Origin of the sequence: Kribbella antiqua, assembly GCF_004345665.1 — a bacterium.
GTDB lineage: Bacteria > Actinomycetota > Actinomycetes > Propionibacteriales > Kribbellaceae > Kribbella > Kribbella antiqua.
The window spans coordinates 267229-290566 of record NZ_SLWR01000005.1; the positions used below are offsets into that span (position 1 = coordinate 267229).

The 23338-nt window shown below is 68.1% G+C and carries 22 protein-coding genes, 1 tRNA gene, 1 other RNA gene and 1 pseudogene; 13 read left to right on the forward strand and 12 right to left on the reverse strand.

Features of this window, described 5'->3' with window-relative positions; translation table 11 throughout:
* Window positions 1-9 precede the first annotated feature (9 nt).
* From EV646_RS16535 to EV646_RS16555, 5 genes and pseudogenes are all read right to left on the reverse strand, one after another.
* Complete coding sequence (locus EV646_RS16535; protein WP_132149381.1) at window positions 10-654, reverse strand: DUF5063 domain-containing protein; 645 nt, start codon at window positions 652-654, stop codon at window positions 10-12.
* Window positions 647-1246 carry a recombination mediator RecR gene (gene recR, locus EV646_RS16540; protein WP_132149383.1) on the reverse strand — a complete coding sequence of 200 codons (600 nt, stop codon included), beginning with the start codon at window positions 1244-1246 and terminating at the stop codon, window positions 647-649. Before recR ends, EV646_RS16535 begins: the two co-directional genes overlap by 8 nt.
* A gap of 1 nt (window position 1247) precedes the next feature.
* The gene (locus EV646_RS16545; RefSeq protein WP_241996060.1) at window positions 1248-1886 is read right to left on the reverse strand and encodes a YbaB/EbfC family nucleoid-associated protein; all 639 of its coding nucleotides are present in this window, start codon (window positions 1884-1886) and stop codon (window positions 1248-1250) included.
* 129 nt (window positions 1887-2015) lie between these two features.
* Window positions 2016-2630 carry a DUF2461 family protein gene (locus tag EV646_RS16550; RefSeq protein ID WP_132149385.1) on the reverse strand — a complete coding sequence of 205 codons (615 nt, stop codon included), beginning with the start codon at window positions 2628-2630 and terminating at the stop codon, window positions 2016-2018.
* Window positions 2631-3198: 568 nt separating this feature from the next.
* Window positions 3199-5517 (reverse strand): annotated as a pseudogene (locus EV646_RS16555) (DNA polymerase III subunit gamma and tau); the annotation flags it as partial.
* 71 nt (window positions 5518-5588) lie between these two features.
* On the opposite strand from EV646_RS16555, the gene EV646_RS16560 reads away from it, so the two are divergent.
* Window positions 5589-6404, forward strand: a complete 816-nt coding sequence (locus EV646_RS16560) for an aminoglycoside 6-adenylyltransferase (protein ID WP_132149389.1) — start codon at window positions 5589-5591, stop codon at window positions 6402-6404.
* Between the two features lie 63 nt (window positions 6405-6467).
* Window positions 6468-7760: a hypothetical protein gene (locus EV646_RS16565; protein WP_132149391.1), complete on the forward strand. Its 1293-nt coding sequence runs from the start codon at window positions 6468-6470 to the stop codon at window positions 7758-7760.
* 48 nt (window positions 7761-7808) lie between these two features.
* On the opposite strand, the gene EV646_RS16570 is transcribed toward EV646_RS16565, so the two are convergent.
* Window positions 7809-9434, reverse strand: a complete 1626-nt coding sequence (locus EV646_RS16570) for a long-chain fatty acid--CoA ligase (RefSeq protein WP_241996061.1) — start codon at window positions 9432-9434, stop codon at window positions 7809-7811.
* 163 nt (window positions 9435-9597) lie between these two features.
* Between EV646_RS16570 and EV646_RS16575 the strand changes: the two genes are divergently transcribed.
* The 3 genes from EV646_RS16575 to EV646_RS16585 are packed head-to-tail and all read left to right on the forward strand — an operon-like array spanning window position 9598 to window position 11355.
* The gene (locus tag EV646_RS16575; RefSeq protein WP_132149393.1) at window positions 9598-10089 is read left to right on the forward strand and encodes a MarR family winged helix-turn-helix transcriptional regulator; all 492 of its coding nucleotides are present in this window, start codon (window positions 9598-9600) and stop codon (window positions 10087-10089) included.
* A 2-nt stretch (window positions 10090-10091) separates the two neighbouring features.
* Window positions 10092-10490 (forward strand): SRPBCC family protein, encoded by a 399-nt coding sequence (locus tag EV646_RS16580; protein ID WP_132149395.1) that lies wholly within the window; start codon window positions 10092-10094, stop codon window positions 10488-10490.
* A gap of 10 nt (window positions 10491-10500) precedes the next feature.
* Window positions 10501-11355: an alpha/beta fold hydrolase gene (locus EV646_RS16585; protein ID WP_132149397.1), complete on the forward strand. Its 855-nt coding sequence runs from the start codon at window positions 10501-10503 to the stop codon at window positions 11353-11355.
* Here the strand turns inward: EV646_RS16585 and nadE are convergent.
* Both nadE and ffs read right to left on the reverse strand, forming a co-directional pair.
* Window positions 11352-12167 carry an ammonia-dependent NAD(+) synthetase gene (nadE, locus tag EV646_RS16590; RefSeq protein ID WP_132149399.1) on the reverse strand — a complete coding sequence of 272 codons (816 nt, stop codon included), beginning with the start codon at window positions 12165-12167 and terminating at the stop codon, window positions 11352-11354. The two genes, EV646_RS16585 and nadE, sit on opposite strands and share 4 nt — an antisense overlap.
* Before the next feature lie 75 nt (window positions 12168-12242).
* Window positions 12243-12339: signal recognition particle sRNA small type (gene ffs / locus EV646_RS16595), an RNA gene on the reverse strand.
* Window positions 12340-12394: 55 nt separating this feature from the next.
* Between ffs and EV646_RS16600 the strand changes: the two genes are divergently transcribed.
* Window positions 12395-13222, forward strand: coding sequence for a TIGR03620 family F420-dependent LLM class oxidoreductase (locus EV646_RS16600; RefSeq protein WP_132149401.1), 828 nt, complete (start codon window positions 12395-12397; stop codon window positions 13220-13222).
* On the opposite strand, the gene EV646_RS16605 is transcribed toward EV646_RS16600, so the two are convergent.
* Window positions 13199-14191: a GNAT family N-acetyltransferase gene (locus EV646_RS16605; protein ID WP_132149403.1), complete on the reverse strand. Its 993-nt coding sequence runs from the start codon at window positions 14189-14191 to the stop codon at window positions 13199-13201. The genes EV646_RS16600 and EV646_RS16605 overlap by 24 nt on opposite strands.
* A gap of 99 nt (window positions 14192-14290) precedes the next feature.
* Here EV646_RS16605 and EV646_RS16610 point away from each other — a divergent pair.
* Both EV646_RS16610 and EV646_RS16615 read left to right on the forward strand, forming a co-directional pair.
* Window positions 14291-14378 (forward strand) — tRNA-Ser (locus EV646_RS16610).
* 293 nt (window positions 14379-14671) lie between these two features.
* A complete protein-coding gene (locus tag EV646_RS16615) occupies window positions 14672-15463 on the forward strand; it encodes a class I SAM-dependent methyltransferase (protein ID WP_132149405.1) in 792 nt (263 codons plus the stop codon).
* A 143-nt stretch (window positions 15464-15606) separates the two neighbouring features.
* On the opposite strand, the gene EV646_RS16620 is transcribed toward EV646_RS16615, so the two are convergent.
* Window positions 15607-15924, reverse strand: coding sequence for an antibiotic biosynthesis monooxygenase (locus EV646_RS16620; RefSeq protein ID WP_132149407.1), 318 nt, complete (start codon window positions 15922-15924; stop codon window positions 15607-15609).
* 126 nt (window positions 15925-16050) lie between these two features.
* Between EV646_RS16620 and EV646_RS16625 the strand changes: the two genes are divergently transcribed.
* Together EV646_RS16625 and EV646_RS16630 are read left to right on the forward strand one after the other, a co-directional pair.
* Entirely contained in the window at window positions 16051-16347 is a 297-nt protein-coding gene (locus EV646_RS16625; protein ID WP_132149409.1) for a helix-turn-helix transcriptional regulator, read from the forward strand.
* A 60-nt stretch (window positions 16348-16407) separates the two neighbouring features.
* Window positions 16408-17076, forward strand: a complete 669-nt coding sequence (locus tag EV646_RS16630; protein WP_132149411.1) for a hypothetical protein — start codon at window positions 16408-16410, stop codon at window positions 17074-17076.
* Between the two features lie 139 nt (window positions 17077-17215).
* On the opposite strand, the gene EV646_RS16635 is transcribed toward EV646_RS16630, so the two are convergent.
* Window positions 17216-17893 carry a response regulator gene (locus tag EV646_RS16635; protein WP_132149413.1) on the reverse strand — a complete coding sequence of 226 codons (678 nt, stop codon included), beginning with the start codon at window positions 17891-17893 and terminating at the stop codon, window positions 17216-17218.
* On the reverse strand, window positions 17890-18699 hold the full coding sequence (locus EV646_RS16640; RefSeq protein WP_241996062.1) for a sensor histidine kinase: 810 nt from the start codon (window positions 18697-18699) through the stop codon (window positions 17890-17892). Before EV646_RS16640 ends, EV646_RS16635 begins: the two co-directional genes overlap by 4 nt.
* A 117-nt stretch (window positions 18700-18816) precedes the next feature.
* Here EV646_RS16640 and EV646_RS16645 point away from each other — a divergent pair, with 117 nt between their 5' ends.
* The 3 genes from EV646_RS16645 to fdhA all read left to right on the forward strand — a co-directional run bounded on the left by EV646_RS16645 (window position 18817) and on the right by fdhA (window position 23317).
* The gene (locus EV646_RS16645; RefSeq protein WP_132149417.1) at window positions 18817-19512 is read left to right on the forward strand and encodes an ABC transporter ATP-binding protein; all 696 of its coding nucleotides are present in this window, start codon (window positions 18817-18819) and stop codon (window positions 19510-19512) included.
* Entirely contained in the window at window positions 19509-21830 is a 2322-nt protein-coding gene (locus EV646_RS16650) for an ABC transporter permease (protein ID WP_132149419.1), read from the forward strand. The genes EV646_RS16645 and EV646_RS16650 overlap by 4 nt, the downstream gene beginning before the upstream one ends.
* 272 nt (window positions 21831-22102) lie before the next feature.
* On the forward strand, window positions 22103-23317 hold the full coding sequence (gene fdhA / locus EV646_RS16655; RefSeq protein ID WP_132149420.1) for a formaldehyde dehydrogenase, glutathione-independent: 1215 nt from the start codon (window positions 22103-22105) through the stop codon (window positions 23315-23317).
* Window positions 23318-23338 lie beyond the last annotated feature (21 nt).

The following is a 23338-nucleotide window of genomic DNA, read 5'->3' on the forward strand; positions in this document are numbered from 1 at the left end:
GTGGATAACTCAGCGGCGCTGGACGACCTCTTCGGCTACCTCGACCAGTTCGCGGTCGGTGGCTTCGGTTTCGGGGTCGTGCGCGGGCTCCAGGCGGTCGTGCGCGATCAGGGACTGGATCGCCCGCAGTACGGCGCTCGCGGCGGCACCCCAGGTGGAGACGTAGGAGAACTGCCACCACCACAGCGCCTCGACGATCCGGCCCTCCTCGTAGTGCGCAAGCCCGTGCACGAGGTCGGTCGCGATCGCGGTGAGGTCGTCGGACAGCCGGTTGACGGTGATCTCCGGCGGAGCCGCGTACGGGTCGAAGACCTCGGCGTACTCGTCCAGGCCCTCGAACAGGACGGCGAGCCGGTCCCGCATCGCGTCCAGGTCCGGGTCGGGTCCGGCGTCGCTCTCGAAGCGCTCCTCCGGGACGAAGTCCTCGAACGCGCCGAGCCGGCCGCCGGCCAGCAGCAGCTGGCTCACCTCGAGCAGCAGGTACGGCAGCGAGGCGAGCCCCTCGTCGACACCGTCCTCGTCCGGCTGCGCCGCGATGTCGCGCACCGAGATCAGGAAGCTCTGCACCTGGTCGGCGATCTGCTCGGCGAACTCCTCCAGGTCCTCGGAGTCCGTCCCCAATGCGCGCTCTGCAATATCTGTTGGTTCAGTCATCGATCGATCGTCGCCCTTCAAACGCCCGTCCGAGGGTGACCTCATCGGCGTACTCGAGGTCACCGCCTACTGGAAGTCCACTAGCCAAACGGGTGACGCGCAACCCCATGGGCCGGAGCAACCGGCTCAGATAGGTGGCGGTCGCCTCACCCTCCAGGTTGGGGTCGGTGGCGAGAATGATCTCGGTCACCTCGCCGCTGGCCAGCCGCTGCATCAGCTCCTTGATCCGCAGCTCGTCCGGCCCGATCCCCTCGATCGGCGAGATCGCCCCGCCGAGCACGTGGTAGCGGCCGCGGAACTCCCGGGTCCGCTCGATCGCGACCACGTCCTTGGCCTCCTCGACCACACAGATCAGGCTCAGGTCGCGGCGCGGGTCCCGGCAGATCCGGCACTGCGTCTCCTCCGCGACGTTGCCGCAGATCTCGCAGAACTTGACCTTCTCCTTCACCTGCACGAGCACATGCGCGAGGCGCCGTACGTCGGTCTCGTCGGCGGCCAGCAGATGGAACGCGATGCGCTGTGCGGACTTCGGACCGACGCCGGGCAACCGGCCGAGCTCGTCGATGAGATCCTGAACGGCCCCCTCGTACACGTCAGCCCGGGTTCTGACCGGGTGACCCGGTCCCACTACCCGGGTTCACGAACCCGATCCCCGAGCCGTCGGCACCTGAGCCGCTCGCGGTCGGGCCGGGGGTGCTCGGGCCGGTGCTGGTTCCGTTGGGGGGTTCCTCGTCCGAACCCGTGCCGCTCGTCTCACCGGGGACGGTGCCGGCTCCCGGCAGGCTGAAGCCGACCGGTGCCGCGGATCCGCCGCCGGGCAGACCGGGTCCCTGGGATCCAAGGCCGGGGATGCCACCGGCCAGCGGGCCCATCGCGCGGGCCGCGACCTCCTTGGCGTTCTCCGAGGCGTCCCGGACAGCGGCGACGATCAGGTCGGCCAGCGTCTCGGTGTCGTCGGGATCGACGGCCTCCTGCTTGATGCTCAGGCTCAGCAGCTCGCCGGTCCCGGACACCAGCGCGGTCACCAGACCACCGCCGGCCGAGCCCTCGATCTCCTGGCTCTCCAGGTTGGCCTGGGCCTCCATCAGCTGGTTCTGCATCGCCTGCGCCTGCGCGAGCAGGTCGGACATGTCGAAGCCCCCAGCACCGCCACCGTCGAACACCGCGATCTCCTCGTCGAGCCGCTTCCAATACCCGACCTCAACCCTAGCCGGTCCGCCCGACAACCCCACGCCACTCCGCCCCCGAACTGGAAACCACCCGGTCTCCCCAAACTGTCCACAGCCTTGTGGACACCTTTATCCACACCCTGTGGATCCTGTGGACACCCGCCGTACTCATCCCCACCCACTGTGGACGAGCTACGGCTTCTCCCAGCCGGTGGTGACGACGTAGTCGGTGTACCAGGTGGTGAGCTCGGCAAGGGGCCGCAGCGCCTGCGTGATCAGGCCGATGTCGTTCGTGTCGATCGGCTTCTCGGCGTAGACGGAGCGCAGCCTGAGAAGGTCGGCGCGCGGATGGTCCGGCGAGTACTTGGCCGGCATGCGCAGTCTGCTCGGTCCGGTGAGTTCGAAGCCGTTGCGGAGCAGCCGCTCGACCAGCCCGGCGAGCTCCCCGCCGCTTGCCTCGGCGTCGACCATCGCGCGGAACAGTTCCACCTGATCGCCGGCCGGACTCGCCGAACCGCCGCCGAGCGTCAGCCGGTCGAGGTCGAACGTGAACGTGATCCGGATCCGCCGCGCGATCCACCACGTCGCGCGCTGAGACTGCCACGCCGCCGGCCGTTCAGACAGCCCGCTCAGCCAGAACGTCCCGAACTCGCCCGTCGCATTGAGCTCATCGCAGAGCTCCTGCAACGGTCCGCGGACAGAGCGCTCCAGGTCGTCGCGGTGCGGCTCCAGCTGAGCTGGGCTCGGATCACCCTCGATATCGGCCAGTACGTCGTACGCCGCATCGGTCCAGCCTTGGAAACCCATACGCGGCAATCTGCCACCCACCACCGACAACTACCGGTCGCACGGGATGACCAGCCTCCGGGAGTTAGTTGGGCTCCTCGGTGATGATCTGAGCGCCGAGGGTCTCGCGGAGCAAGTCGGTGTGCGAGCGGGAGTCCTCTTCCAGGATCACGTCGTCCTCGCCGATCGTGTCCGCCTCTTCCTCAGGCGTCAGCGGTACCTCCGGCACTACGGGCGCCGCGGCGGCCTTGCGGGCCTGCTCCGCCGCCACGGCCGCTTCCGCCGCGCGCCGCTTGCTTGCCGCCTGCTCGCGACGATCCACCTCCGCCGTCCCCGCCCCGGCCGACGGTGCAGGCCCGTCGTCCCACGGGTCAGGCTCCGGCGGTACGTCGTACTCCGGCGGCGGTTCCTGTACGGCGACCGCCGACCCCGGCCCGTCCGCCCACTGCCCGGCGCTTCCCGCTGCACCACCCGGCCGACCACCGCTGTCTTGCGAGAGCGGGTTACCAGCGGCACCCCGCTGGTTGCCCGGCTGGACCGGCGACCCCTGTGGCCCACCCGGACCAGTTCCGCCAGCACCTGCGCCCGGTCCGCCGGCTCCGGCACCACCTGCGCCCCGTCCGCCGGCTCCAGCACCACCTGCAGCCGACCCACCGGTTCCAGGGTCGCCGACGCCGGATCCAGATCCGCTGGCATCGGCTCCGCCAGCACTTGCTCCTGGGGTGCTTGTGTCGGCCCAAGACCCACCGCTGCCAGCACCCGCCCTGCCTGCCGCAGCACCCAAGTCAGAACTGCCCGCTCCCGGACCGCCCGCTCCTGCACCACCCGCGCTCGGTCCGCCCGTCGCTGGGCCACCCGCCCCTGGCCCGCCCGCGCCAGGTCCGCCCGTGGCTGGGCCGCCGGGCCGGGAGCCGCCGGCGTGGCCGCCGCCTGAGCCTGGGTCGGTGGAGGGGTCGACCACCGCTTCGACGCGGCGGTCGAGGCCGATGGTGTCGATCATTGCCTGGCGGAGGATCTCGTCGCTGCCGGAACGGGCGAAGCTCTCCCGCGCACCCGCGTTCACCAGACCGAGCGTCAGGGTCTGGTCGTCGATGGCAATGACCTGCGCGTTCTGGCTCAGCATGATCCACGCGAACCGCCGCTTCGCCTTCACCGCCTCGAGCACCTCAGGCCACAACCGCCGGATATCTGCCAACCCCACGGCCCCAGCCGACGGAGCCCCCGCAGCAGGCGCAGATACTTGCGGCGCTGCCGGCGCCGGAGCAGTTGACGTTGCGGACGGCGCTGAAGCCGCCGACTCATCCGGCCAGGCACCAGACCGTGCCGACGTACCCCCAGCTGAGCCGGCGCGACCCGTGTCGCCGTCAGCTGAGTCAGCCCTGCCGCCACTGGCCTGTCCTGAGCCCACACCACTCGGCGCGGCGCCCGGCGTCGTCGCAGCACCGGCCGAACTGCCCACCGCCGTACCGCCGCTGGCTGCAGCCCCACTCGCCTCAGCGCCGCCTGCCCGCGGCCCGCCGCTGCCCCCCGCGCCACCACCGTCCGCTGCGCCGTCGCCAGCCGAGTCACGGCCTGCCGCGCCACCGGTCGCGGCGGCACGAGCTGCGGCCCTGCTCGTTGCTGCATCTGCGCCAGCCGCCCCCGACGCGACCGTAGGAGCCGACACGACCACAGGAGCCGCCGCCGCGTCCGTCGTACCGGCAGGAACGCCGATCGTCAGCCGGCGTTCCATCCGGTCGAGGCGGGCCTGGATGCCGTTGGTGGAGTCGTCCGCGCCCGGCAGCAGGACCTTCGCGCAGATCAGCTCGAGCTGAAGCCGAGGCGCGGTCGCCCCCCGCATCTCCAGCAGACCAGCCGCGACGATGTCCGCCGCCCGGGTGAGCTCAGCCGAACCAATACCAGCCGCCTGCGTCTGCAGCCGCTCCCCCTGATCCTCCGCAGCTTCGATCAGACCGGACACAACAGCATTCGGTACGGCGGACAGCACCACCAGATCACGCAGTCGCCGCAGCAGGTCCTCGGCGAACCGCTTCGGGTCCTGACCGGTCTCGATGACCTTCTCGATCGTCTCGAACACAGCCTTGCTGTCATGCGCCGCGAACCCGTCGACACACGCATCGAGCAGCGAATCCGGCGTAAACCCGAGCAGCGCCACGGCCAGCTCGTACGTCACCCCATCCGGCCCGGCGCCACCGATCAGCTGGTCAAGGACGCTCAGCGAGTCACGCACCGACCCCGCACCAGCCCGTACGACGAGGGGCAGCGCGGCCGGCTCGATCGCTACACCCTCGGACTCACACAACGAGGCCATGTAGTCGCCGAGCACCTTCGGCGGGACCAGGCGGAACGGGTAGTGGTGGGTCCGGGACCGGATCGTCCCGATCACCTTGTCCGGCTCGGTGGTGGCGAAGATGAACTTCAGGTGCGGCGGCGGTTCCTCGACCAGCTTCAGCAGCGCGTTGAAGCCCTGCGTGGTGACCATGTGCGCTTCGTCGATGATGTAGATCTTGTAGCGACTCTCCACCGGCGCGAAGAACGCCCGCTCGCGCAGGTCGCGCGCATCGTCCACACCACCGTGCGACGCGGCGTCGATCTCGATCACGTCGATGCTGCCCGGACCGCCGCGGGCCAGATCGGTGCAGGACTTGCACACCCCGCACGGCTCCGCGATCGGGCCCTTCTCGCAGTTGATCGCGCGGGCCAGGATCCGGGCGCTGGTGGTCTTGCCGCAGCCGCGTGGACCGGAGAACAAATAGGCGTGGTTGACCCGGTTGTTGCTCAACGCGTTCCGCAGCGGCGCGGTGACATGGTCCTGCCCGATCACCTCGGAGAACGTCTCCGGGCGATACCGGCGGTACAACGCAAGGGGTGCTTCCACGCCCGCAACCCTAGCGCCGCCGACCGACATTTCCTCCCCACGCCCTGACCACCCCGCCGACACGCACCGAAGAAGGGTGGTAGTCGGCCTAGGGTGACGGGATGCGTGGTGGAGATGGCAGGCAGCGTGAGGTCATCGAGCGGGCTCGGGAGGTGTTGCCGAGCGATGAGCAGATCCTTGGGGTGTATCTCGCCGGGAGTTACGGGTCGGGTGAGGCGGATCGGTTCAGTGATGTCGACGTGCACTGTGTCGTGACCGACGACAGCACGACGTGGTTCGAGGAGCATTGGCGCGAGGTCCTCGGCGCGCTGACCGGGCCGACCGTCCTCGCGGACCCGATCCCCGGGGCGTTCGGCTGGCTCGGGATCACTCCGGACTGGCTGCACGTCGATCTCGTCCTCCACCCGCTGGCGTCCTTCGACCGGCTCCAGTACGACGGCGTACGCGTGCTCTTCGATCGCGACGGAACCCTCTTCCCCGATGGCGATCAACCCCGGCAAGGCGGTCGGCCCGGTACGCCGTACTGGCCGGAACAAGCGGTGATGCTCTTCTTCTACTTCCTCGGCAACTTGGTCACCGTGCTGGGCCGAGACGAACGAATCGTTGCCAACCAGGGCGTGGGCGCCGTCCGCGACCAGCTCATCGCGTTGATGCTCGCCGAGCGCGGAGTACGTCGTACTGGCGGCGCGAAGCGACTCAACGCCTACCTCTCCACCGAACAGCGCGCAGCACTGGAAGCGATCCCCGCGGCCGGCTTCGAACCCGACGGCATCATCGCGGCGAACCAATACCTCACCCGCGAGTTCATCCGCCGCGGCACCGCCCTGGCCGAGCGGACCGGCAACCCCTGGCCGGTCGAGTTCGTCGACGCGACGCTGACTCACCTGCGCACGCACTTCGGGGTCGACTTCACCTGAAACTTCCGGAGCCATCCGCGCATCAAGATCAGTGAAGCTCTTCCACCGTTGGGGGTAATCCGGATGCACACTCTGACCGCAGCACTCGCGCTGGGGCTTGTCTCGACCGCTGCGCTGGCGGTACCGGCGCACGCCGCTGATCCGGCGCCGACCAACGTCCAGGTCGCCTGGGCCGACGCCGCACACACGACCGTCCGGGTGACCTGGGACGAGGTCGGCGTCGTGCCCAACCGCGTGTACGCCCAATACCCGGACGGCCCGGGCGCGTACTACGCACCGCCGGCCGACGGCACCAACCAGATGGACATCGCATCGGACGCCCTCGGCGGCCAGCCGGTGCTGAGAATGGGCGTGATCGTCGTCGACTCGGCCGGCCAGGCCACGAGTCCGGCGGGCCTGTCGGTGCTGTTCGACACCCTGCGGCAGCCAAAGCCGATCATCGACTCGATCGCATCCGTGCCGCCGACGAAGTACGCCGTGAAGTGGCACGCGTCAGCGCCTACGCCCGACCCGAATCCAGGTGATCCGCTCGACCTGCCGGCCGCGGCCCCGCAGTACCAGGTGTGGGCGAACCCGCGGGACTTCAACCAGTACGAGCCGCGGACGCCGTGGTCGACCGCGACGCAGGCGACGTTCGAGCGGCCGACGGCGCCACCGTTCAAGCTGAGCGTGGCGGTCAACAGCGAGTGGGGCCTGAACTACGCGCAGACTCACCGCGTCGACTACGAGAAAATCCCCAGTCTGACCATCCCGACGACCGCGACCTACGGTCAGCTCACCGTGATCAAGGGCCGGATCGAGCGCTGGATGCAAGCCTGCGATCCCGGTCCTTGCTTCGAGCAACCATGGACCGAGGCGCCGCGCACGGTCATCCTGCAGGCCCGCGCGAACGCCACTTCTGCTTGGTACGTCGTCGGCAGCACCCGCTCGACGTCGACCGGAAACTTCACCATCAGCCCAACCGCCTGGGGAACCCGTCAGTACCGCATCGTCGTCCCTGACGTCTACACCGGCGAAGGCCTCGGCGTCGGTGTCACCAGCGGCGCAGTGACCACAGTCGCCCGGCCGAAGGTGACCGCCAGCTTCAACGACTCCACCGCGTACTACGGCCAGAAGGTGACAGCGCGAGTAGGTCTCACCCCGAAGGCGAACGTGCGCACGACCTTGCAGCGCTGGAACGGCACCGCCTGGGTCAACGTCAAGTGGGTCTACACCAGCAGCGGCGCGGGCACCTACACCTTCACCGCCGTCCAACGCGGCCGCGTCTCGTACCGCTTCGTCGTACCGGCCTTCACCTGGTCGGGGTGGCCCCTGGCCTCCCAGGTCTCGCCAACCTTCGTCCTCACCACCAGCTGAGCCGTGTCCTGCGACCGGTGGGGTTCCCGCCGGTCGCAGCTCGGCCGTCTACTCCAGGTGGTAATCGGCGAAGCGAGTCCGCAGGTCCTTCTTGGAGAACTTGCCGACGGAGGTCTTCGGGACCTCGTCGATGAACTCGACCGCGTCTGGCAGCCACCATTTCGCCACCAATGGCTGTAGGTACTCGAGGATCTCCTCCGGTGTCGCGGCCGCGCCTTCCTGAAGTACGACGCAGGCCAGCGGACGCTCGTCCCACTTTGGATGAGGTACGCCGATCACCGCCGCCTCCTTGACGGCTGGATGAGCCATCAGGAGGTTCTCCAGCTCGACCGAGCTGATCCACTCGCCACCGGACTTCACCAGGTCCTTCGTCCGGTCCACGAGTCGCACCGAACCGAACTGGTCGATCGCCGCCACGTCACCCGTCTTCATCCAGCCGTCCTCGGTGCTCAGCTGGACGCCTTCATCAGGCCGGTAGTACTCCGCCGCGATCCATGGCCCGCGGACCTGTAGCTCGCCGGTGGCCTCGTCGTCCCAGGGCAGCGGTGTGATCGACCCTGGCTCGACGATCCGGACCTCGACGCCGGGCAGTGGCTGCCCTTGCCGGGCTCGGAGCCGCGCCTTCTTGTCCTCTGACAGCTCCTCGTACCGAGCCGGCACGTGCGCCGCAGTCGCCACCGGGCTGGTCTCCGTCATCCCCCACGCCTGCAGAATCGGCTTGCCCAGCTTCTCCCGGAACGCCTCCGACAACGCCATCGGTACGGCGGAGCCGCCGCACGGCACGCGTCGTAGCTTCGGCAACTCGACCCCATCCAGCAAAGGCAACAGGCCCTGCCAGATGGTCGGGACACCCGCGGCCAGCGTGACCTCCTGCTCCTGCAGCAGCTTGAGGATCCCCTGCGGGGTCATGTCCGGCCCTGGGAATACCAACGACGCGCCGGCCATCGGAGCCGCGTGCGCGAGACCCCAGGCGTTCGCATGGAACATCGGCACGACCGGCATCACGATGTCCGTCTCGGCCAGGCCGATTCCCCCGTTGGTCAGGACGCCGATCGAGTGCAGCCAGGTCGATCGGTGCGAATACACCACGCCCTTCGGGTTACCCGTCGTACCGCTCGTGTAGCACATCGCGGCCGCCTGGTTCTCGTCCTCGACGTGGAAGTCGACCGGCTCGGCCGCGGCCAGCAGCTCCTCGTAGTCGTGGAAGCGCGGATCGTCCGGGATCTCGACTCCGGGCGCACCGGGCGGCAGGTCGTCCATCACCACGATGTGTCTCAGCAACGGCAGCCGCTCGAGCAGTGGCAGGAACAACCCGAGCAGCGACCGGTCGACGAAGGCGATCTCGTCCTCGGCGTGGTTCGCGATGTAGACGACCTGGTCCGGGAAGAGCCTGATGTTGAGCGTGTGCAGGACCCGCCCGGTGCAGGGCGCGGCGAAGTACAGCTCGAGGTGGCGCCCCGAGTTCCAGGCGAATGTCGCCACCCGCCCGTCCGCGCTGATGCCGAGGGTGTCCAGCACGCCACCCAGGCGTCTGGTCCGGCCGGCCCACTCGGCGTACGTCATCGTCGATGGCGCTGGACCGCCGGTGTGGACGGTTTTGTCCGGGTAGAACTGCTCAGCCCGGAGGAAGATGCTGTCCAGGGACAGTTGGTAGTTCTGCATCAGACCCTTCATGCAGCCACTGTGCCAGTCGCGACGTGGCCTTGACCATGACCTCAACCGGACTTTCTCACGCACTTTCCGCGCACTCTCCGGGACCCGATCAGGCACCTACGCAAGAAGAATCTTGCCACGGCAGATAGATGACATGACATACGTGTCGTGTAATGTATCTGTCATGAAGGTGGTCGAGGAGTTGCGGTATCTCGTGCTGGCGATCCAGCGCGAGGGCAACCGGATGCTCGCCGCCGAGCTGCGCCCGCTGGGCATCACGCCCTCACAGGCCGAGGTGCTGCGAGTGCTGCGCGACCACGGCCCCCTGACCCTCAACGCGCTCGGCGGTCTCCTGGTCTGCGAGACCGGCAACAGTCCAAGCCGTCTCGTCGACCGCCTGGTCGCGCAGGGTCTGGTGAAGCGCGGCATCGACACCGTCGACCGGCGCTACCTCGCGCTGAGCCTGACCACCCAGGGCCGGGCGCTCCACCGGCGCATCGTCACCGCGGAGAACCGCCTGCACCGCGCCATGAACAGCCTCATCGCCGGGCAGCAACTCGACGAGACCATCGCGACGCTACGAGCAGTCGCCGACGCCTTCCCCGCCGGAGCCGCGCTGGCCCGCCGGCGCGATCCCCGACAACAGCACGACCACGCCCTCGCCCAGGAGAGATAGTCATGGAGCAAGCCACCGACACCATCCCCGCCGGCACCGCCGCGATCCGGCACGTCCTGCTGGACGCGCTGCAGCTACCGGAGTGGAACGAGGCCTTCCTCTCCATCGACGGACCAGCCGAGCCTGCCGTCGGAGCGTCGTACGCGCTCCGAGTCCGGCCAGGCCTTAGCGGCGAGCTGCAATACACAGTGATCGAGCCGGAGCGCATCGAGATCGTCTGGCAGGTCCCTGGCTTCCGTGAGGTCGGCACCTGGACGATGACCGCTGACAGCCAGGTCACCCACGCCTTCGAACAGACCGGCCCACTGGCCACCGTCCTCCGCCCGGCGTACCGCAACGTCGCCACCATCCGCCTGGCCCGGCTGGCCAACCGGGTGCGCCAACTCGCCCACAGCTCGTAACCTGGCCCACATGCTGATGGAGATCCGCGGGACCAGGCTGTACGTCGACCAGCGCGGCCCCGAGGACGCTCCGGCCCTGCTCTACCTGCACGGCGGCCCCGGCTCCGGCTCGTACGACTTCATGTCCTTCCAGGGCGACCACCTCTCCCAACGGCTCCGGCTGATCGGCGTCGACCAACGCGGCGTCCAGCACTCCGACCCGCTGGATGGACCGGTCACCGAGCACGACGTGATCGCCGACTTCGAGGCACTCCGCGCCGCACTGGGCCTGGAGACGTGGTCGATCCTCGGCCACTCGTACGGCGGCCGCCTGGCCCTCCGGTACGCCGTGATGCACCCAGACGCGGTCACCAAGGTCATCTTCGAGAACCCGCCGTGGGACATGGTCCTGGTCACCGACACGCTGGTACGCGCGGCTCTCAAACTCCTCCCCGGTGTCGAGTTCCCCACCCACGAAGGGCCGGCGACGAAGGAGATGTGGGACCACCGGATCGCTCTGGTCGGCCGGCTCGGCGACCGGCGGATGGAGATCTACCTCGGCCCGGAGGCGAGCGGGCTCCAACTGCCGGCGGACACCGAGCTGAGCGACGAGATCCAGGCCCGGGCGAGCAGGTTCGCCGAGGAGATCACCAGCACGCCGGGGTTCCTCGAGTCACTGCTTCCGCAGCTCGCCCAACTGACTCGACCCGCTCTGCTGATCAAGGGTGAGCACGACCCGGTCACCAGCCCGGAGGAGATCAGCCGCTTCCAGTCCGACGTTGCCGGCGGTACGTACTACTACGCGACCGGCGCCGGTCATTTCGTCCACGCCGAGCAGCCGGCCGCCTACACCGAGCTGGTCACCGGGTTCGTGCTGTCCGCTTAGACCGCCAGCGGTACGGCGCGCTTATGGGCGGTACGGCGGTGGGCGGCGATGATCGTCGCGGCCGCCTTCTCGCTGACCTCGCGACCTTCGAGGAAGTCGTCGATTTCGTCGTACGTGACCCCAAGGACGATCTCGTCCGGTACGCCCGGGTTGTTCGTCTCCAGGTCGGCGGTCGGAACCTTGCCGGTGATCTCGTCTGATGCGCCGAGCCGCGAGCCGAGTTCCCGGACCCGCCGCTTGGTCAGCCCCGACAGTGGCGTCAGGTCGCAGGCGCCGTCGCCGTACTTGGTGAAGAAGCCCATCACCGCCTCGGCCGCGTGGTCCGTGCCGACGACGAGCCCGCCGCGCGCGCCGGCGACGACGTACTGCGCGATCATCCGCTGCCGGGCCTTGATGTTGCCGACGTGGAAGTCCTCGCGGTCGCCCAGGTCGGAGTGCCGGACCGAGTCGACCATCGCGTCGGTGGGCGGTTTCACGTCCACCTCGAGCGTCTCGTCCGGTCTGATGAACTCCAGCGACCGCTGCGCGTCCGCCTCGTCCGCCTGTACGCCGTACGGGAGCCGCATCGCAATGAACGTCGCCTGACCGCCCTCGGCCCGGACTCGCTCGACCGCCAGCTGGCACAGGCGTCCCGCCGTACTGGAGTCGACGCCGCCGCTGATGCCGAGCACGTACGACGACGCGCCGGTACGCCGGAGCTGGTCGGCCAGGAACTCGACCCGGCGCTCGATCTCGGTGTCCGGATCGAACGACGCGGTGACGCCGAGCTCGGCGATGATCAGTTCCTGGACGTAGCGGCTTTCCTCGCTCATCGGACTCCTCACGGTCGGTGTGCGATCAGCCTAGTTCGCGCCTGCGTGGGCCGGACCGCACGCCCGGGGTCCGGACATGAGGATTCCCCGCGCACCCGGAAGAGCTCACTTACCCTTGCTGCCTTCCGGCCCTGGGGGAGTTGGGCGAGATACCGCCACGCGGGGAACCAGCCAAGAGTGTACGTGATGCCGCCGCCCAACATGGAATCGGCATCTAAGCTGGTTACGTGACGGATCATCAATTCGGCCCGTTCGGGCTCACCACCGGTCTTGACAGCAGCGCTCACTCCCTCGAGGCCGCCGCCGCGGCCGAGAAGCTGGGCTACCCCGCGATCTGGCTGTCCGGCGGCCCACTGCCCGGACTGCAGACCATCGCCGACCTCATCGGCGCGACCAATTCGATCAAGTTCGTCAGCGGGATCCTCGCTGTCGACACCTATAGCGCGGCCGACGTCAGTACGACGTACTCGTCGCTGGAAGCATCGGCACCGGGCCGGTTCACCGTGGGCCTCGGCGGTGCCCACGGGCCCAAGCCGCTTAGCACTCTGAACAACTTCCTTGACGAGCTGGACGGCCTGGATGCCGTCCCGACCGAACGTCGCCTGCTCGCGGCGCTCGGCCCGCGGATGCTGGAGCTGGCCCGGGACCGGACGTCCGGGGCTTACCCCTTCCTGATCACCCCGTCGTACTCTGCCGAGGCGCGCAAGGTGCTCGGCCCGGACAAGCTGCTCTCGGTGAGCCATCTCGTCGTACTGGAGACCGACGCAGCGCGGGCGCGGGCGATCGCGCGGGACACGATCAGCTTCTTCCCTCGCATCCCTGGGTACGCCGCCTCGCTCAGGCGGCAGGGGTTCACTTCGGAAGACCTCGCGGAGCTGCCGGATGACATGGTCGACGCGCTCGCCGCGTGGGGGACGCCGGCCGACATCAAGGCCAAGCTCTCCGAGCACCTGGATGCCGGCGCCGACCACGTGGCTGTCAACGTGATCACCGGTGTGACGGGTCCGCAGCCGATCGAGCAGTGGAAGGCGCTAGCTCCCGCGCTGCTTGCGTAGCAGCATCGGGATCCAGTGGTCGCCGTACCGCTCCTGCAGCTCTGGGCGCTTCCAGTCCTCGCCGGTGACGACACCGCGGCAGAGTGCTGAACCGCACGTACACCGCATCTCGAAGTCGACGCCGGTGGAGGTGCCGTAGTCGCTCGTCACCTCGTCGCCCGCCGCGATGTCCCGGCGGGCCTCGAGGGTGACGGCGTCGATCCACCAGAGGTTCGGATCGCAGCTGTGGTTGCCATAGGCAATCGGCGGACGCGGGTCGTTGCTCAGCACAAGGTGTTCGTCGTCGTCGATCGTGATGGAGTCGACGGGTGGATTCTTCAAGAGCTCCTTGAGTTCTGCCGTCGTTGCCTTGTGCCCTGAAAGTTGCGCGACAACCGTGCCCTTGGCAATGGGTTTGGTTGCGTACAGCCCCTGTCCGGCGATCGCCGACTCCCGCACGACCAGATCTGGATGCGTCCAGGTGAGGCGCTTCTCGTACAGCCGCGCCGTCGACTCCAGCCGGTCGTACTTGTACGGACGCTCTTCCCCAGTGGGCTCGAACCCCTGCCGGAGCCAGAACCCGGTCGCCACGTGCGCGTTCGTGTCCACGACCGCCAGCCGCAGCGTCCGCACCTCGGGCCAGTGCGTCTCGACGTACTGCTGCACAAGCTCGTACGTCGCCTTGCCGAGCCCGATGCCCTGGTGATTCCAGTGGACCTCGAGAAGGCCGATGAACGCGGTGTGGTCATTCGGGTAGCCCCGCAGCAGGTCGACCACCGCCGCCAGCCGCCCATCCTGGAACGCTCCGAGCACGACCTTGGCGTCCTCGTCCAGCTGCTCCGGCCGCATCATCAACAAGCTCTGCGCATCCGCCGGCCCAGGCGGGTACCCGGTGATCCGCTCGGTATATCCAGGATCGGACTCGATCAACTCCTGAACCGCATCCACATCCCCGACCTCGATCGGTCGCAGCGTCAGTTCCCCAGCCATGCCCCCGACCCTAGACAACCAGCACCCCGCCAGCAGCCCCTTTGCGCCTGCCGCCCCCGATTTCCCCTACCTCCGCCCCCTCGCGTATCCTCTCCGCTTGGAGGATTCGCCTAGAGGCCTAGGGCGCACGCTTGGAAAGCGTGTTGGGGGCAACCCCTCACGAGTTCGAATCTCGTATCCTCCGCCACCTCCCAAGAGGCACAGGGAACCACGTTTCCGCAGGTCAGAGCGTGGTTCAGAGCCTGGGGGCGAGAACGACAGAGGGGCCGGGCGCTCAGCGTCCGGCCCCTCTTCTCGTCCCAGGGTCTCAACGCGGGCACTGACGGCCTTTCCGGGCCCGCTGCGCGACGACCCGTCGAGCCCGTGGACATCTCGATGCCCGCCAATTTCGTTGAACCCGCACCCTGCAATCGTGTTGGCTAGCCGCACCGAACTGTCGGTACCGCTGGTGTCCGCTTGGCTGTAGCAGGGAGTTAAAACGTGCAGGACAGTGATGTCGACCCCGTTGCGCACAACCGGGCAGCCTGGGACAAGTATGTCCAAGACGGCAACGAGTGGTCGAGGCCGGTGAGCGCTGAGGATGTCGAGCGCGCCCGCATGGGCGACTGGTCGATTGTTCTCATCGGGCGTGAGCCAGTCGACCGCTCCTGGCTGCCGACGGACCTGACCGGCAAGGACGTGTTGTGCCTGGCCTCCGGCGGTGGCCAGCAGGGTCCGATCCTCGCCGCCGCAGGGGCGCGGGTCACCGTGTTCGACAACTCACCCGGCCAGCTCGGCCAGGACCAGATGGTGGCGGCGCGCGACGGACTCGAGCTGCGAACCGTCCTAGGCGACATGCGCGACCTCAGCGCCTTCGGCGACGCGACATTCGACGTCGTATTCCATCCGGTCTCCAACCTGTTCGTACCAGACTTGGCGCCGGTGTGGCGTGAGTGCTTCCGCGTCCTGCGACCGGGCGGAACTCTGCTCGCGGGCTTCCTCAACCCTGATGTGTACTTGTTCGACCACGAGGCGCTCGACGAGCGCGGCGAGCTGATCGTCGTACACAAGCTGCCCTACAGCGATGTCACGCAGTACTCCGCCGAGGAACGCGCCACGAAGTTCGGCGCGGATGCCGCTCTTGAATACAGCCACACCCTTACCGGCCAGATCGGCGGGCAACTCGCCGCGGGGTTCGTCCTCACCGGCTTCGCGGAAGCGCCGCACCAATCCGACGCATCCGCTCAATACATGTCGCACTATTTCGCGACGCTGGCGGTCAAGCCAGGCTGACCCAGCCGTCGGGGCCGGCCGAGAGGCCGTGTCTCCGATGGCCAAGTGGAGCGCTGTGCCAGCCCGACCCCCCAGCCGGCCGAGCCACGTGGAACGGGACGAGCCCCGCCGCGATGCGCGGCGGGGCTCGCTACCTGGACGATCTAGTGGGTGATCGGCGCCGGCTCGCGATGGCCGGTGTCGATGGCGAGGTCACCGACATAGTTGTTGCGCAGGGCGAAATGGTCCCGACTGTTGGTCTTCACCCAGTCCGCTGCCTTTGCGGCGGCTGCGTCAGCCTGCGCCCTGGTTTCCCAGGTGCTGATGGAGACGAAAGCGTTCTTGTCGACCTGGGCAACCCCGTAGGACACGAAACCGTTACTGCCCTTGAACAAGGGAACCATCCCGGCCTTCGCCTGGCTGATGACCTCGTCGAAGGAGCCGGTCTTGATGTCGTAGAGAGCGACGCGCGTGCAGCGCATGGTGTGCCTTCCTTTGGTGGAGCGGCTTGCGTAGACCCACAAACCAGTTCCACAACTGAACCTACCTTAGTATTTCAATACTGGCAATAGAGTTCCTAGATCTAGAGATCCAGTATACTTCGTGTCATGGCTTGGGGCTTCCTGACGAACCACGCGCAGGCGCTGCTGTGCATCGCCCACGATCCGGGCGTGCGACTGCGGGAAATTGCGACCACGCTCGGCATCACGGAGCGCGCGGCGTTCGGCATCGTCACCGATCTGGTGGAAGCCGGATACGTCGTCAAGGGCAAGAACGGCCGCCGTAACCGCTACGAAGTCCAGGTCGACAAACCCTTGCCAGAGGCACTGCTGAGACAGCGAACGGTCGGCCAACTGGTCGACCTCCTCGCCCACACCGACCTGGAAACGCACGACCACGCCTGAGCCCCGGTTGGCTCCGCCGGCAGCCCAGGATCAGTTGGTACGGCGTCGAGGAGAGCGAACGTGGAGCTCGATCGCCGCACCGAATCCGGTTGGGAGATCGCGATGTCTGATGTGCTGGCGGTGCTGGCAGGCCAAGAGTACGAGTGGCACAAGCACGACTCGTTGCGGCTGGACGAGCGCTACCGGACGCGACACCTTCCGTTGCTGACCGATCGACCTCGCGGGCCGCTCGGTCCGGATCCTGGCCCGGGCGAGTTCTGGCCGCCTGCGCGCTCGTTGGTCATCCCGTTGCCGGATCCGCGACCGGAACCGTTCCTGTCAGCGCTGGCTGATTCGAGCCTGGCTGGTTTGGTCTGGTGGTGCGGACTCGAGCTGAGAGCCGACCGGGTGCACGCCACGCTGGTGCACGGCAGTGACGAGCCGCGGGCCCTCGCCGCACCCATCGATCTCATCGTTCGCGGGCCCTGGATCGGGCAGATGAACACCGGACGCATCTACCTCCCGGTGGAACCGGCCGACGAGCGAGCCGCACTCGCCCTCGCCGCGGAGCGACCGTTGCTGGCCGGATACCTCCAACTGACCGCCGATGTGATGGGTGACGCCTACGCCGAGCTCCGCGACCTGGTGGCAACCTTCCAGCCCGTACGAACGCACGTGCGAGTCCACCAACTCCACGTGCTGGAGACAATGGACGACCTCGCCCTGAGATCCCGGATCCTGAACCCATAGAACCGGCAGGACCGGACCCGATTGTCGTTACGTGTTCGGCTACTGAACCGGGCGGAGACGAACGTCATCGATGTCAGCTAGGGGAGTTAGCGGTAGATGTCGCGGCGGTTGCCTATGGCAAGTACCCTGCGACAAACAATCAACCTTCCCGGGCGAGGTGCTCGCCGGGGGTTATTAGGCCGGTTTCGTAGGCCAGGACTACGGCTTGGGCCCGGTCTCGGAGGGTTAGTTTGGCGAAGATTCGGGCTACGTGGGTTTTTATGGTTGCTTCGCTCAGGGTTAGTTCCAGGGCTAGTTCGGCGTTGGAGAGGCCGTGGCCCATGAGGGTCAGGACTTCGAGTTCGCGCGGGGTCAGTACGGCGAGGTCGCGGTGGATGGCGGGTTGAGGGGCTTCGGGTGAGGCGAAGCGTTCTACCAGGCGGCGGGTGATTGAGGGGGCTATTAGTGCGTCGCCGGTGTTGACGAGGCGGACTGCGGCGGCGAGGTATTCGGGGGTCACGTCCTTGAGGAGGAAACCGCTGGCTCCTGCGGCCAGGGCGGCGTACACGTAGCGGTCCAGGTCAAACGTGGTGAGCATCAGGACGCGGCAGGCGGGCGATTCGGCCAGGATGCGTCGGGTGGCCTCCAGGCCGTCCATGGTCGGCATTCGGATGTCCATGAGTACGACGTCGGGGCGCAGGCGGCGCACGGCTTCGATTGCCTCGGTGCCGTCGGCTGCTTCGCCGACTACCTCGATGCCGCGGGCGGTCAGGATCATCCGGAAGCCGGTCCGGACGAGAGCCTGGTCGTCCGCGATGAGGACGCGCGGTTCTGTCATGGGCGCTCCAGCGGGATCTTGGCGCGGACTCGGAACCCGCCGCCGAGGCGCCGGCGCGCGTCGAGGTCACCGCCGTACACCGCCACCCGCTGCTTCAGCCCCAGCAACCCCCGCCCCTCGCGAGAACCGGAGCCGGAGTCAGAGCCGGAGCCCGAGTCAGAGGATGGGCGACCAGGGGTGAGGATGCTTGGCCCGGTGTTCAGGACCTCTACGCGTAGCGCGTGGTCGGCGTAGCGGACCGAGACCTCGGCCTTGACGCCGTCGCCGTGTCTGAGGGCGTTCGTCAGCGCCTCCTGGATTATTCGGTACGCCGTGACGTCCACACCGGCCGGCAACGGTCGCGGATCCCCGGAGATGCGGACCTCCACCGGAAGCCCGGCAAAGGCGATCCGGTCAATCAACGGACTGAGGCGGCTCAAGCTCGGCTGCGGAGACAGCTCCTCGGAGTCGACAGACGGCGCGAGCAGACCGAGCAGATGCCGGAGCTCAGCCATCGTGTCCCGACCAGCCGCCTCGACCGCTAGCAGCGCAGCCGAGGCCTCGTCCGGAGAAGACGTGAGCACGTGCCGAGCGGCGCCGGCCTGGATCACCATGACGCTGACGTTGTGGCTGACGATGTCGTGCAGGTCCTGCGCGATCCGGGCCCGTTCAGCGTCGACCGCGTTCCGGGCGGCGCTCTGCCGTTCGCGTTCGAGCAACCAGCCGCGCTCCTGCAGGGCCCGCGCATGCGCCCGCCGCGCCCGGACGAGTCCGACGGCAAGCGCCACGGCCGTGAAACACAAGGCCACGGCCACAAGAGTGATCACAGCCACCACTGTCCCAAACAGCGACCACGTTCCGCATACATCTCCAGGATGACAAGGCCGCGACATTACCTCCCCAGACGGACGTACGACGAAGCCCAAGGGACCTAGCTTGAACCCATGACCAACGGACAGGCTGTCGTTCAGCTCAGCAACGTGCGCAAGGAGTACGGCGAATCCGTCGCGCTGGACGGGGTGTCGCTGGAGATCCACGCCGGCGAGGCGGTGGCGGTGATGGGACCCTCCGGCAGCGGTAAGTCGACGCTGCTCAGCATGGTCGCCGGGCTGGACCGGCCGACCTCGGGATCCGTCGTGGTGCACGGCGAGGACCTCGGCAAGCTCGACGAGAAGGGCCTGGCGCTCTACCGGCGGCGGCGGATCGGCATGATCTTCCAGTTCTTCAACCTGCTCGACGACCTGTCGGCCCTCGACAACGTGGCACTGGCCGCGCAGCTGACCGGGACGTCGGCTTCGCCCGCACGCAAACGCGCCCTGGAACTCTTCGAGGAACTCGGCATCGCCGACCGACGGAACATCTATCCGGCCCAGCTCAGCGGTGGCGAGCGGCAACGCGTCGCCGTCGCGCGGGCGCTCATGAACCGCCCGGCGGTGCTGCTGGCGGACGAACCGACAGGCGCCCTCGACACTCGCGCCGGCGAGCAGGTCATGGACCTACTGCTCGACCTCAACCAGATCGGCCAGACCCTGCTGCTCGTGACGCACGACCAGCAACTCGCCACCCGCTGCGCCAGCCGCCTCGTCGAGGTCGTCGATGGTCAGATCGCGGGCGAACGAACCCTGGAGCGTACGGCGTGAGCGCGGTGTGGTCGGTCTCTCGAGCCGCCGTACGACGACGGAGGCTCCAGACGATCGTAATCGGTGTCGTCGTGGCTCTCTCCACCACGATGATCGTGGTCGCGCTCGGTCTGCTCGCCGCATCGAGTGCGCCTTTCGACCAGGCGTACGCGCGTCAGAGTGGAGCCCACCTGGTTGCGTCGTACGACCGGAACAAGGTCTCCGACGAACAACTCACCAACGCAGCGAAAGCGGCGGCCGCAGTCGCTGGGCCGTTCGGTACAAAAACACTCGACTTCGGCAACGGACTGTCCGTCGTGGCCGTGGGCCGCGCCGACGCCGGCGGACCGGTCGATCGCCTCAACGTGTGGAAGGGACGCTGGCCGGACAAGCCCGGCGAGATCGTGCTGAACCGGAATCCGGTCAGCGCCGGCGGCCGCGGCGATATAGCGGTCGGATCGAAGCTCAGCGAACCCGGTGGTCCCACGCTGATTGTCGTCGGGCTGGCCTACAGCGTGAGTGAGTCGGCCGGCGCATGGGTCACGCCCGCGCAGATGGCGGCGTTCAAACCGACCTCGACGCAGATGCTCTACCGCTTCGCACAGGCCGCGACCGGCGAGCAGATCACGTCCGGCCAGGCCGCGGTGACCGCAGGCCTGCCTTCCGGTTCGTTGCTCGGCGCCCAGTCGTACCTGACGCTGCGGGCCGCCGCGGTCGGCGAGCCGAACACGTTCGTTCCGTTCCTGATGGTGTTTGGCTGGCTCGGTCTGATTGTGGCTGTGCTGATCGTCGCCAACGTCGTCAGCGGTGCGGTGGTGGCCGGCTTCCGGCACATCGGCGTGCTGAAAGCGCTGGGATTCACGCCGACGCAGGTGCTGTCGGTCTATCTGGCGATGACGTCGATCCCGGCGATCGTCGGGTGCGCGCTCGGGACGGTCGCGGGCAACGTCCTCGCGGAGTCCTTGCTGACAAGGGCTTTCGAGAACTACGGCGCTGGTGGCGTTGGGGTTCCGGCGTGGGTGGATGTGGCGGCGATGCTCGGCGTACCGCTTCTGGTCGCGCTGTCCGCGTTCCTCCCCGCTCTCCGGGCGCGCGGGCTCTCGGCTGCTCAAGCGATCTCCGCGGGCAGCGCGCCACGGGCAGGGCGCGGACTGCAGGCGCAGCGCTGGCTCAGCGGCACCCGGCTGCCACGGTCCGTCAGTCTTGGCCTCGGGTTGCCGTTCGCCCGGCCTGCTCGTACGGCGTTGACGCTGGCTGCCGTCGTACTCGGGGTGACGAGTGTGACGTTGGCGGTCGGTCTCGGGAAGTCGCTGACCACCTACCAGACCGCCGCGAGCCGCGCCGGTGCCGTCGACGTCACCTTTTCCGCTGGTACGGCGGAAGCCGGTCCAGGGCCGGTGCCGGAGGGAGCAGACGCACCTCCTGCCGCCAAGTTGAGCGACCCGGCCGACGAGGCGCTGATGCGGTCGACCGCCGGTGCGCAGTACGTGACGCCCAGCGCGGATCTCCCGATGCGGCTGGGCGGGACGAGCCAGGATCTCCGCGTCGCGTTCTATCGGGGAGACCCGACTCACGTTGGCTTCCGGGTGCTGGAGGGCAAGTGGTTCGACGGACCGGGGCAGGTGGTCGTCTCCGAACGGTTCCTGCGCCAGCGAGGACTCTCGGTCGGCGACACCATCACGCTGCAGACGGGCGGCAAGAGCACACCGGTTCGAATTGTCGGCAAGGCGCTCTACAACTCGGGCGACGAGGTGCTCTCCAACTGGGAGACGCTGGCGCTCATCGCGCCGAACACCCGGGCGCAGACCTACGAGGTCCAGTTGAAGCCGGGCACCGACATCGACGCGTATGTCAAGGCCGTGCAGGCCGGCGACTCAGGACTGGTGGAGACCCCGGGTCAGGATGCGGGCACGTTCGTTGCGATCGTACTGGCGACCGTCGTACTGCTGACGTTGATGCTCGGGACGGTGGCTGCTCTGGGTGTGTTCAATACCGTCGTACTGAACACTCGTGAGCGGCGGCGGGATCTGGGCATGCTGAAGTCGATCGGGATGACGCCTGCCCAGGTCATGGTGATGGTGGTGACGTCGATGGCGGCGCTGGGTGCGATCGGTGGGCTGCTCGGCATTCCGCTCGGGATCATCGCGCATCGCCTGGTCATCCCCGCGATGGCGAACGGCGCCCAGGTCGAGATACCCGCCTTCATGCTCGACGTCTATCCCTTGCCGCTGCTCGCGATCTTCGTCCTCGCCGGCATCCTCATCGCCGCCCTCGGCGCCTTCATCCCAGCCCGCTCCGCCGCCCGTACGACGATCGCCGAGGTACTCCACAACGAGTAGTTGCGCGGGCTGGGGGACGGGACTAGCGTCGGAGGCGATCTCCCTTGCAGGCTTGGGTTTTGGCGGCTGGACGAGGTGGGATTCACCTGGTGCGGGGCAGGCGATGACCGGATCGCATCGGCAACCGGAAGCGGTCGCGGCCCACACGAACGCAGATGCCTGGCCGAACTCTCGCGTCCAACCGCCGGGGGTTCGTGAGGCGGTGGTGCCACTGGTCAATTGCACAGGAGCCACCGTCTCGCAGTGTCTTCCCCGGAAAGGAGCATCCAGCCGTGCCAGGCAACAGGGCAGTTATCTACAAGGGACCAGGCGATGTGGCGGTCGAGACGATCGACTACCCCACCCTGGAACTCAAGGACGGTCCGGGCGTCAACCCGGCCAACGTGGGACGCCAGACCCCGCACGGGGCGATCCTCAAGGTGGTCGCCAGCAACATCTGCGGCAGCGACCAGCACATGGTCCGCGGCCGGACGACGGCGCCGCCCGGACTCGCGCTCGGCCACGAGATCACCGGTGAGGTCGCCGAGGTCGGCCGGGACGTCGAGTTCATCAAGGTCGGCGATCTGGTGTCGGTCCCGTTCAACATCGCCTGCGGGCGCTGTATCAACTGCAAGGAGGGCAAGACCGGCGTCTGCCTGAACGTGAACCCGGACCGGCCGGGCTCGGCGTACGGGTACGTCGACATGGGCGGCTGGGTCGGCGGCCAGGCGGAGTACACGCTGGTGCCGTACGCCGACTGGAACCTGCTGAAGTTCCCCGACCGGGACCAGGCGCTCGAGAAGATCCGTGACCTGGCGATGCTCGCGGACATCTTCCCGACCGGGTTCCACGGCGCGGTCACCGCCGGTGTCGGCCCCGGGTCGACCGTCTACATCGCCGGAGCCGGACCGGTCGGTCTCGCGGCTGCGACGTCGGCGCTTCTGCTCGGCGCGGCGGTCGTCATCGTGGCCGACCTGCAGAAGGAGCGGCTGGACCAGGCCCGCAGCTTCGGCTGCGAGACGATCGACGTGTCCGAGGGCGAACCGAGGGACCAGATCGAGCAGATCCTCGGTGTGCCGGAGGTCGACGCGGCCGTCGACGCGGTCGGGTTCGAGGCGCACGGCCATGGCACCGACGCCCGCTCCGAGCGTCCGGCGACCGTACTGAACACCGTCATGGACGTCACCCGCGCCGGTGGTGCGGTCGGTATCCCAGGCCTCTACGTGACCGGCGATCCCGGTGCGAGTGACGAGGCCGCGAAGACCGGTTCGCTGTCGCTCCGGCTGGGCCTGGGCTGGGCCAAGTCGCTGGCGTTCACGACGGGTCAGTGCCCCGTCATGCGGTACAACCGGCAGTTGATGCAGGCGATCCTGCACGACCGTACGCAGATCGCGAAGAACGTCAACGCCACGGTCATCCCGCTGGACGAGGCACCGCAGGGGTACGCCGAATTCGACCACGGCGCGGCCCGCAAGTACGTGCTCGACCCGCACGGCCTGATCAAGTAGTCCAACCTGAATCCGCGGGAG

Excerpts from the sequence above, each read along its gene's own strand:
- EV646_RS16535 (WP_132149381.1), bottom strand. The coding sequence starts at position 654 with ATGACTGAACCAACAGATATTGCAGAGCGCGCATTGGGGACGGACTCC.
- EV646_RS16550 (WP_132149385.1), bottom strand. The coding sequence starts at position 2,630 with ATGGGTTTCCAAGGCTGGACCGATGCGGCGTACGACGTACTGGCCGAT.
- EV646_RS16560 (WP_132149389.1), top strand. The coding sequence starts at position 5,589 with ATGCGTGGTGGAGATGGCAGGCAGCGTGAGGTCATCGAGCGGGCTCGG.
- EV646_RS16565 (WP_132149391.1), top strand. The coding sequence starts at position 6,468 with ATGCACACTCTGACCGCAGCACTCGCGCTGGGGCTTGTCTCGACCGCT.
- EV646_RS16570 (WP_241996061.1), bottom strand. The coding sequence starts at position 9,434 with ATGAAGGGTCTGATGCAGAACTACCAACTGTCCCTGGACAGCATCTTC.
- EV646_RS16575 (WP_132149393.1), top strand. The coding sequence starts at position 9,598 with ATGAAGGTGGTCGAGGAGTTGCGGTATCTCGTGCTGGCGATCCAGCGC.
- EV646_RS16580 (WP_132149395.1), top strand. The coding sequence starts at position 10,092 with ATGGAGCAAGCCACCGACACCATCCCCGCCGGCACCGCCGCGATCCGG.
- EV646_RS16585 (WP_132149397.1), top strand. The coding sequence starts at position 10,501 with ATGCTGATGGAGATCCGCGGGACCAGGCTGTACGTCGACCAGCGCGGC.
- nadE (WP_132149399.1), bottom strand. The coding sequence starts at position 12,167 with ATGAGCGAGGAAAGCCGCTACGTCCAGGAACTGATCATCGCCGAGCTC.
- EV646_RS16605 (WP_132149403.1), bottom strand. The coding sequence starts at position 14,191 with ATGGCTGGGGAACTGACGCTGCGACCGATCGAGGTCGGGGATGTGGAT.
- EV646_RS16620 (WP_132149407.1), bottom strand. The coding sequence starts at position 15,924 with ATGCGCTGCACGCGCGTCGCTCTCTACGACATCAAGACCGGCTCCTTC.
- EV646_RS16625 (WP_132149409.1), top strand. The coding sequence starts at position 16,051 with ATGGCTTGGGGCTTCCTGACGAACCACGCGCAGGCGCTGCTGTGCATC.
- EV646_RS16635 (WP_132149413.1), bottom strand. The coding sequence starts at position 17,893 with ATGACAGAACCGCGCGTCCTCATCGCGGACGACCAGGCTCTCGTCCGG.
- EV646_RS16645 (WP_132149417.1), top strand. The coding sequence starts at position 18,817 with ATGACCAACGGACAGGCTGTCGTTCAGCTCAGCAACGTGCGCAAGGAG.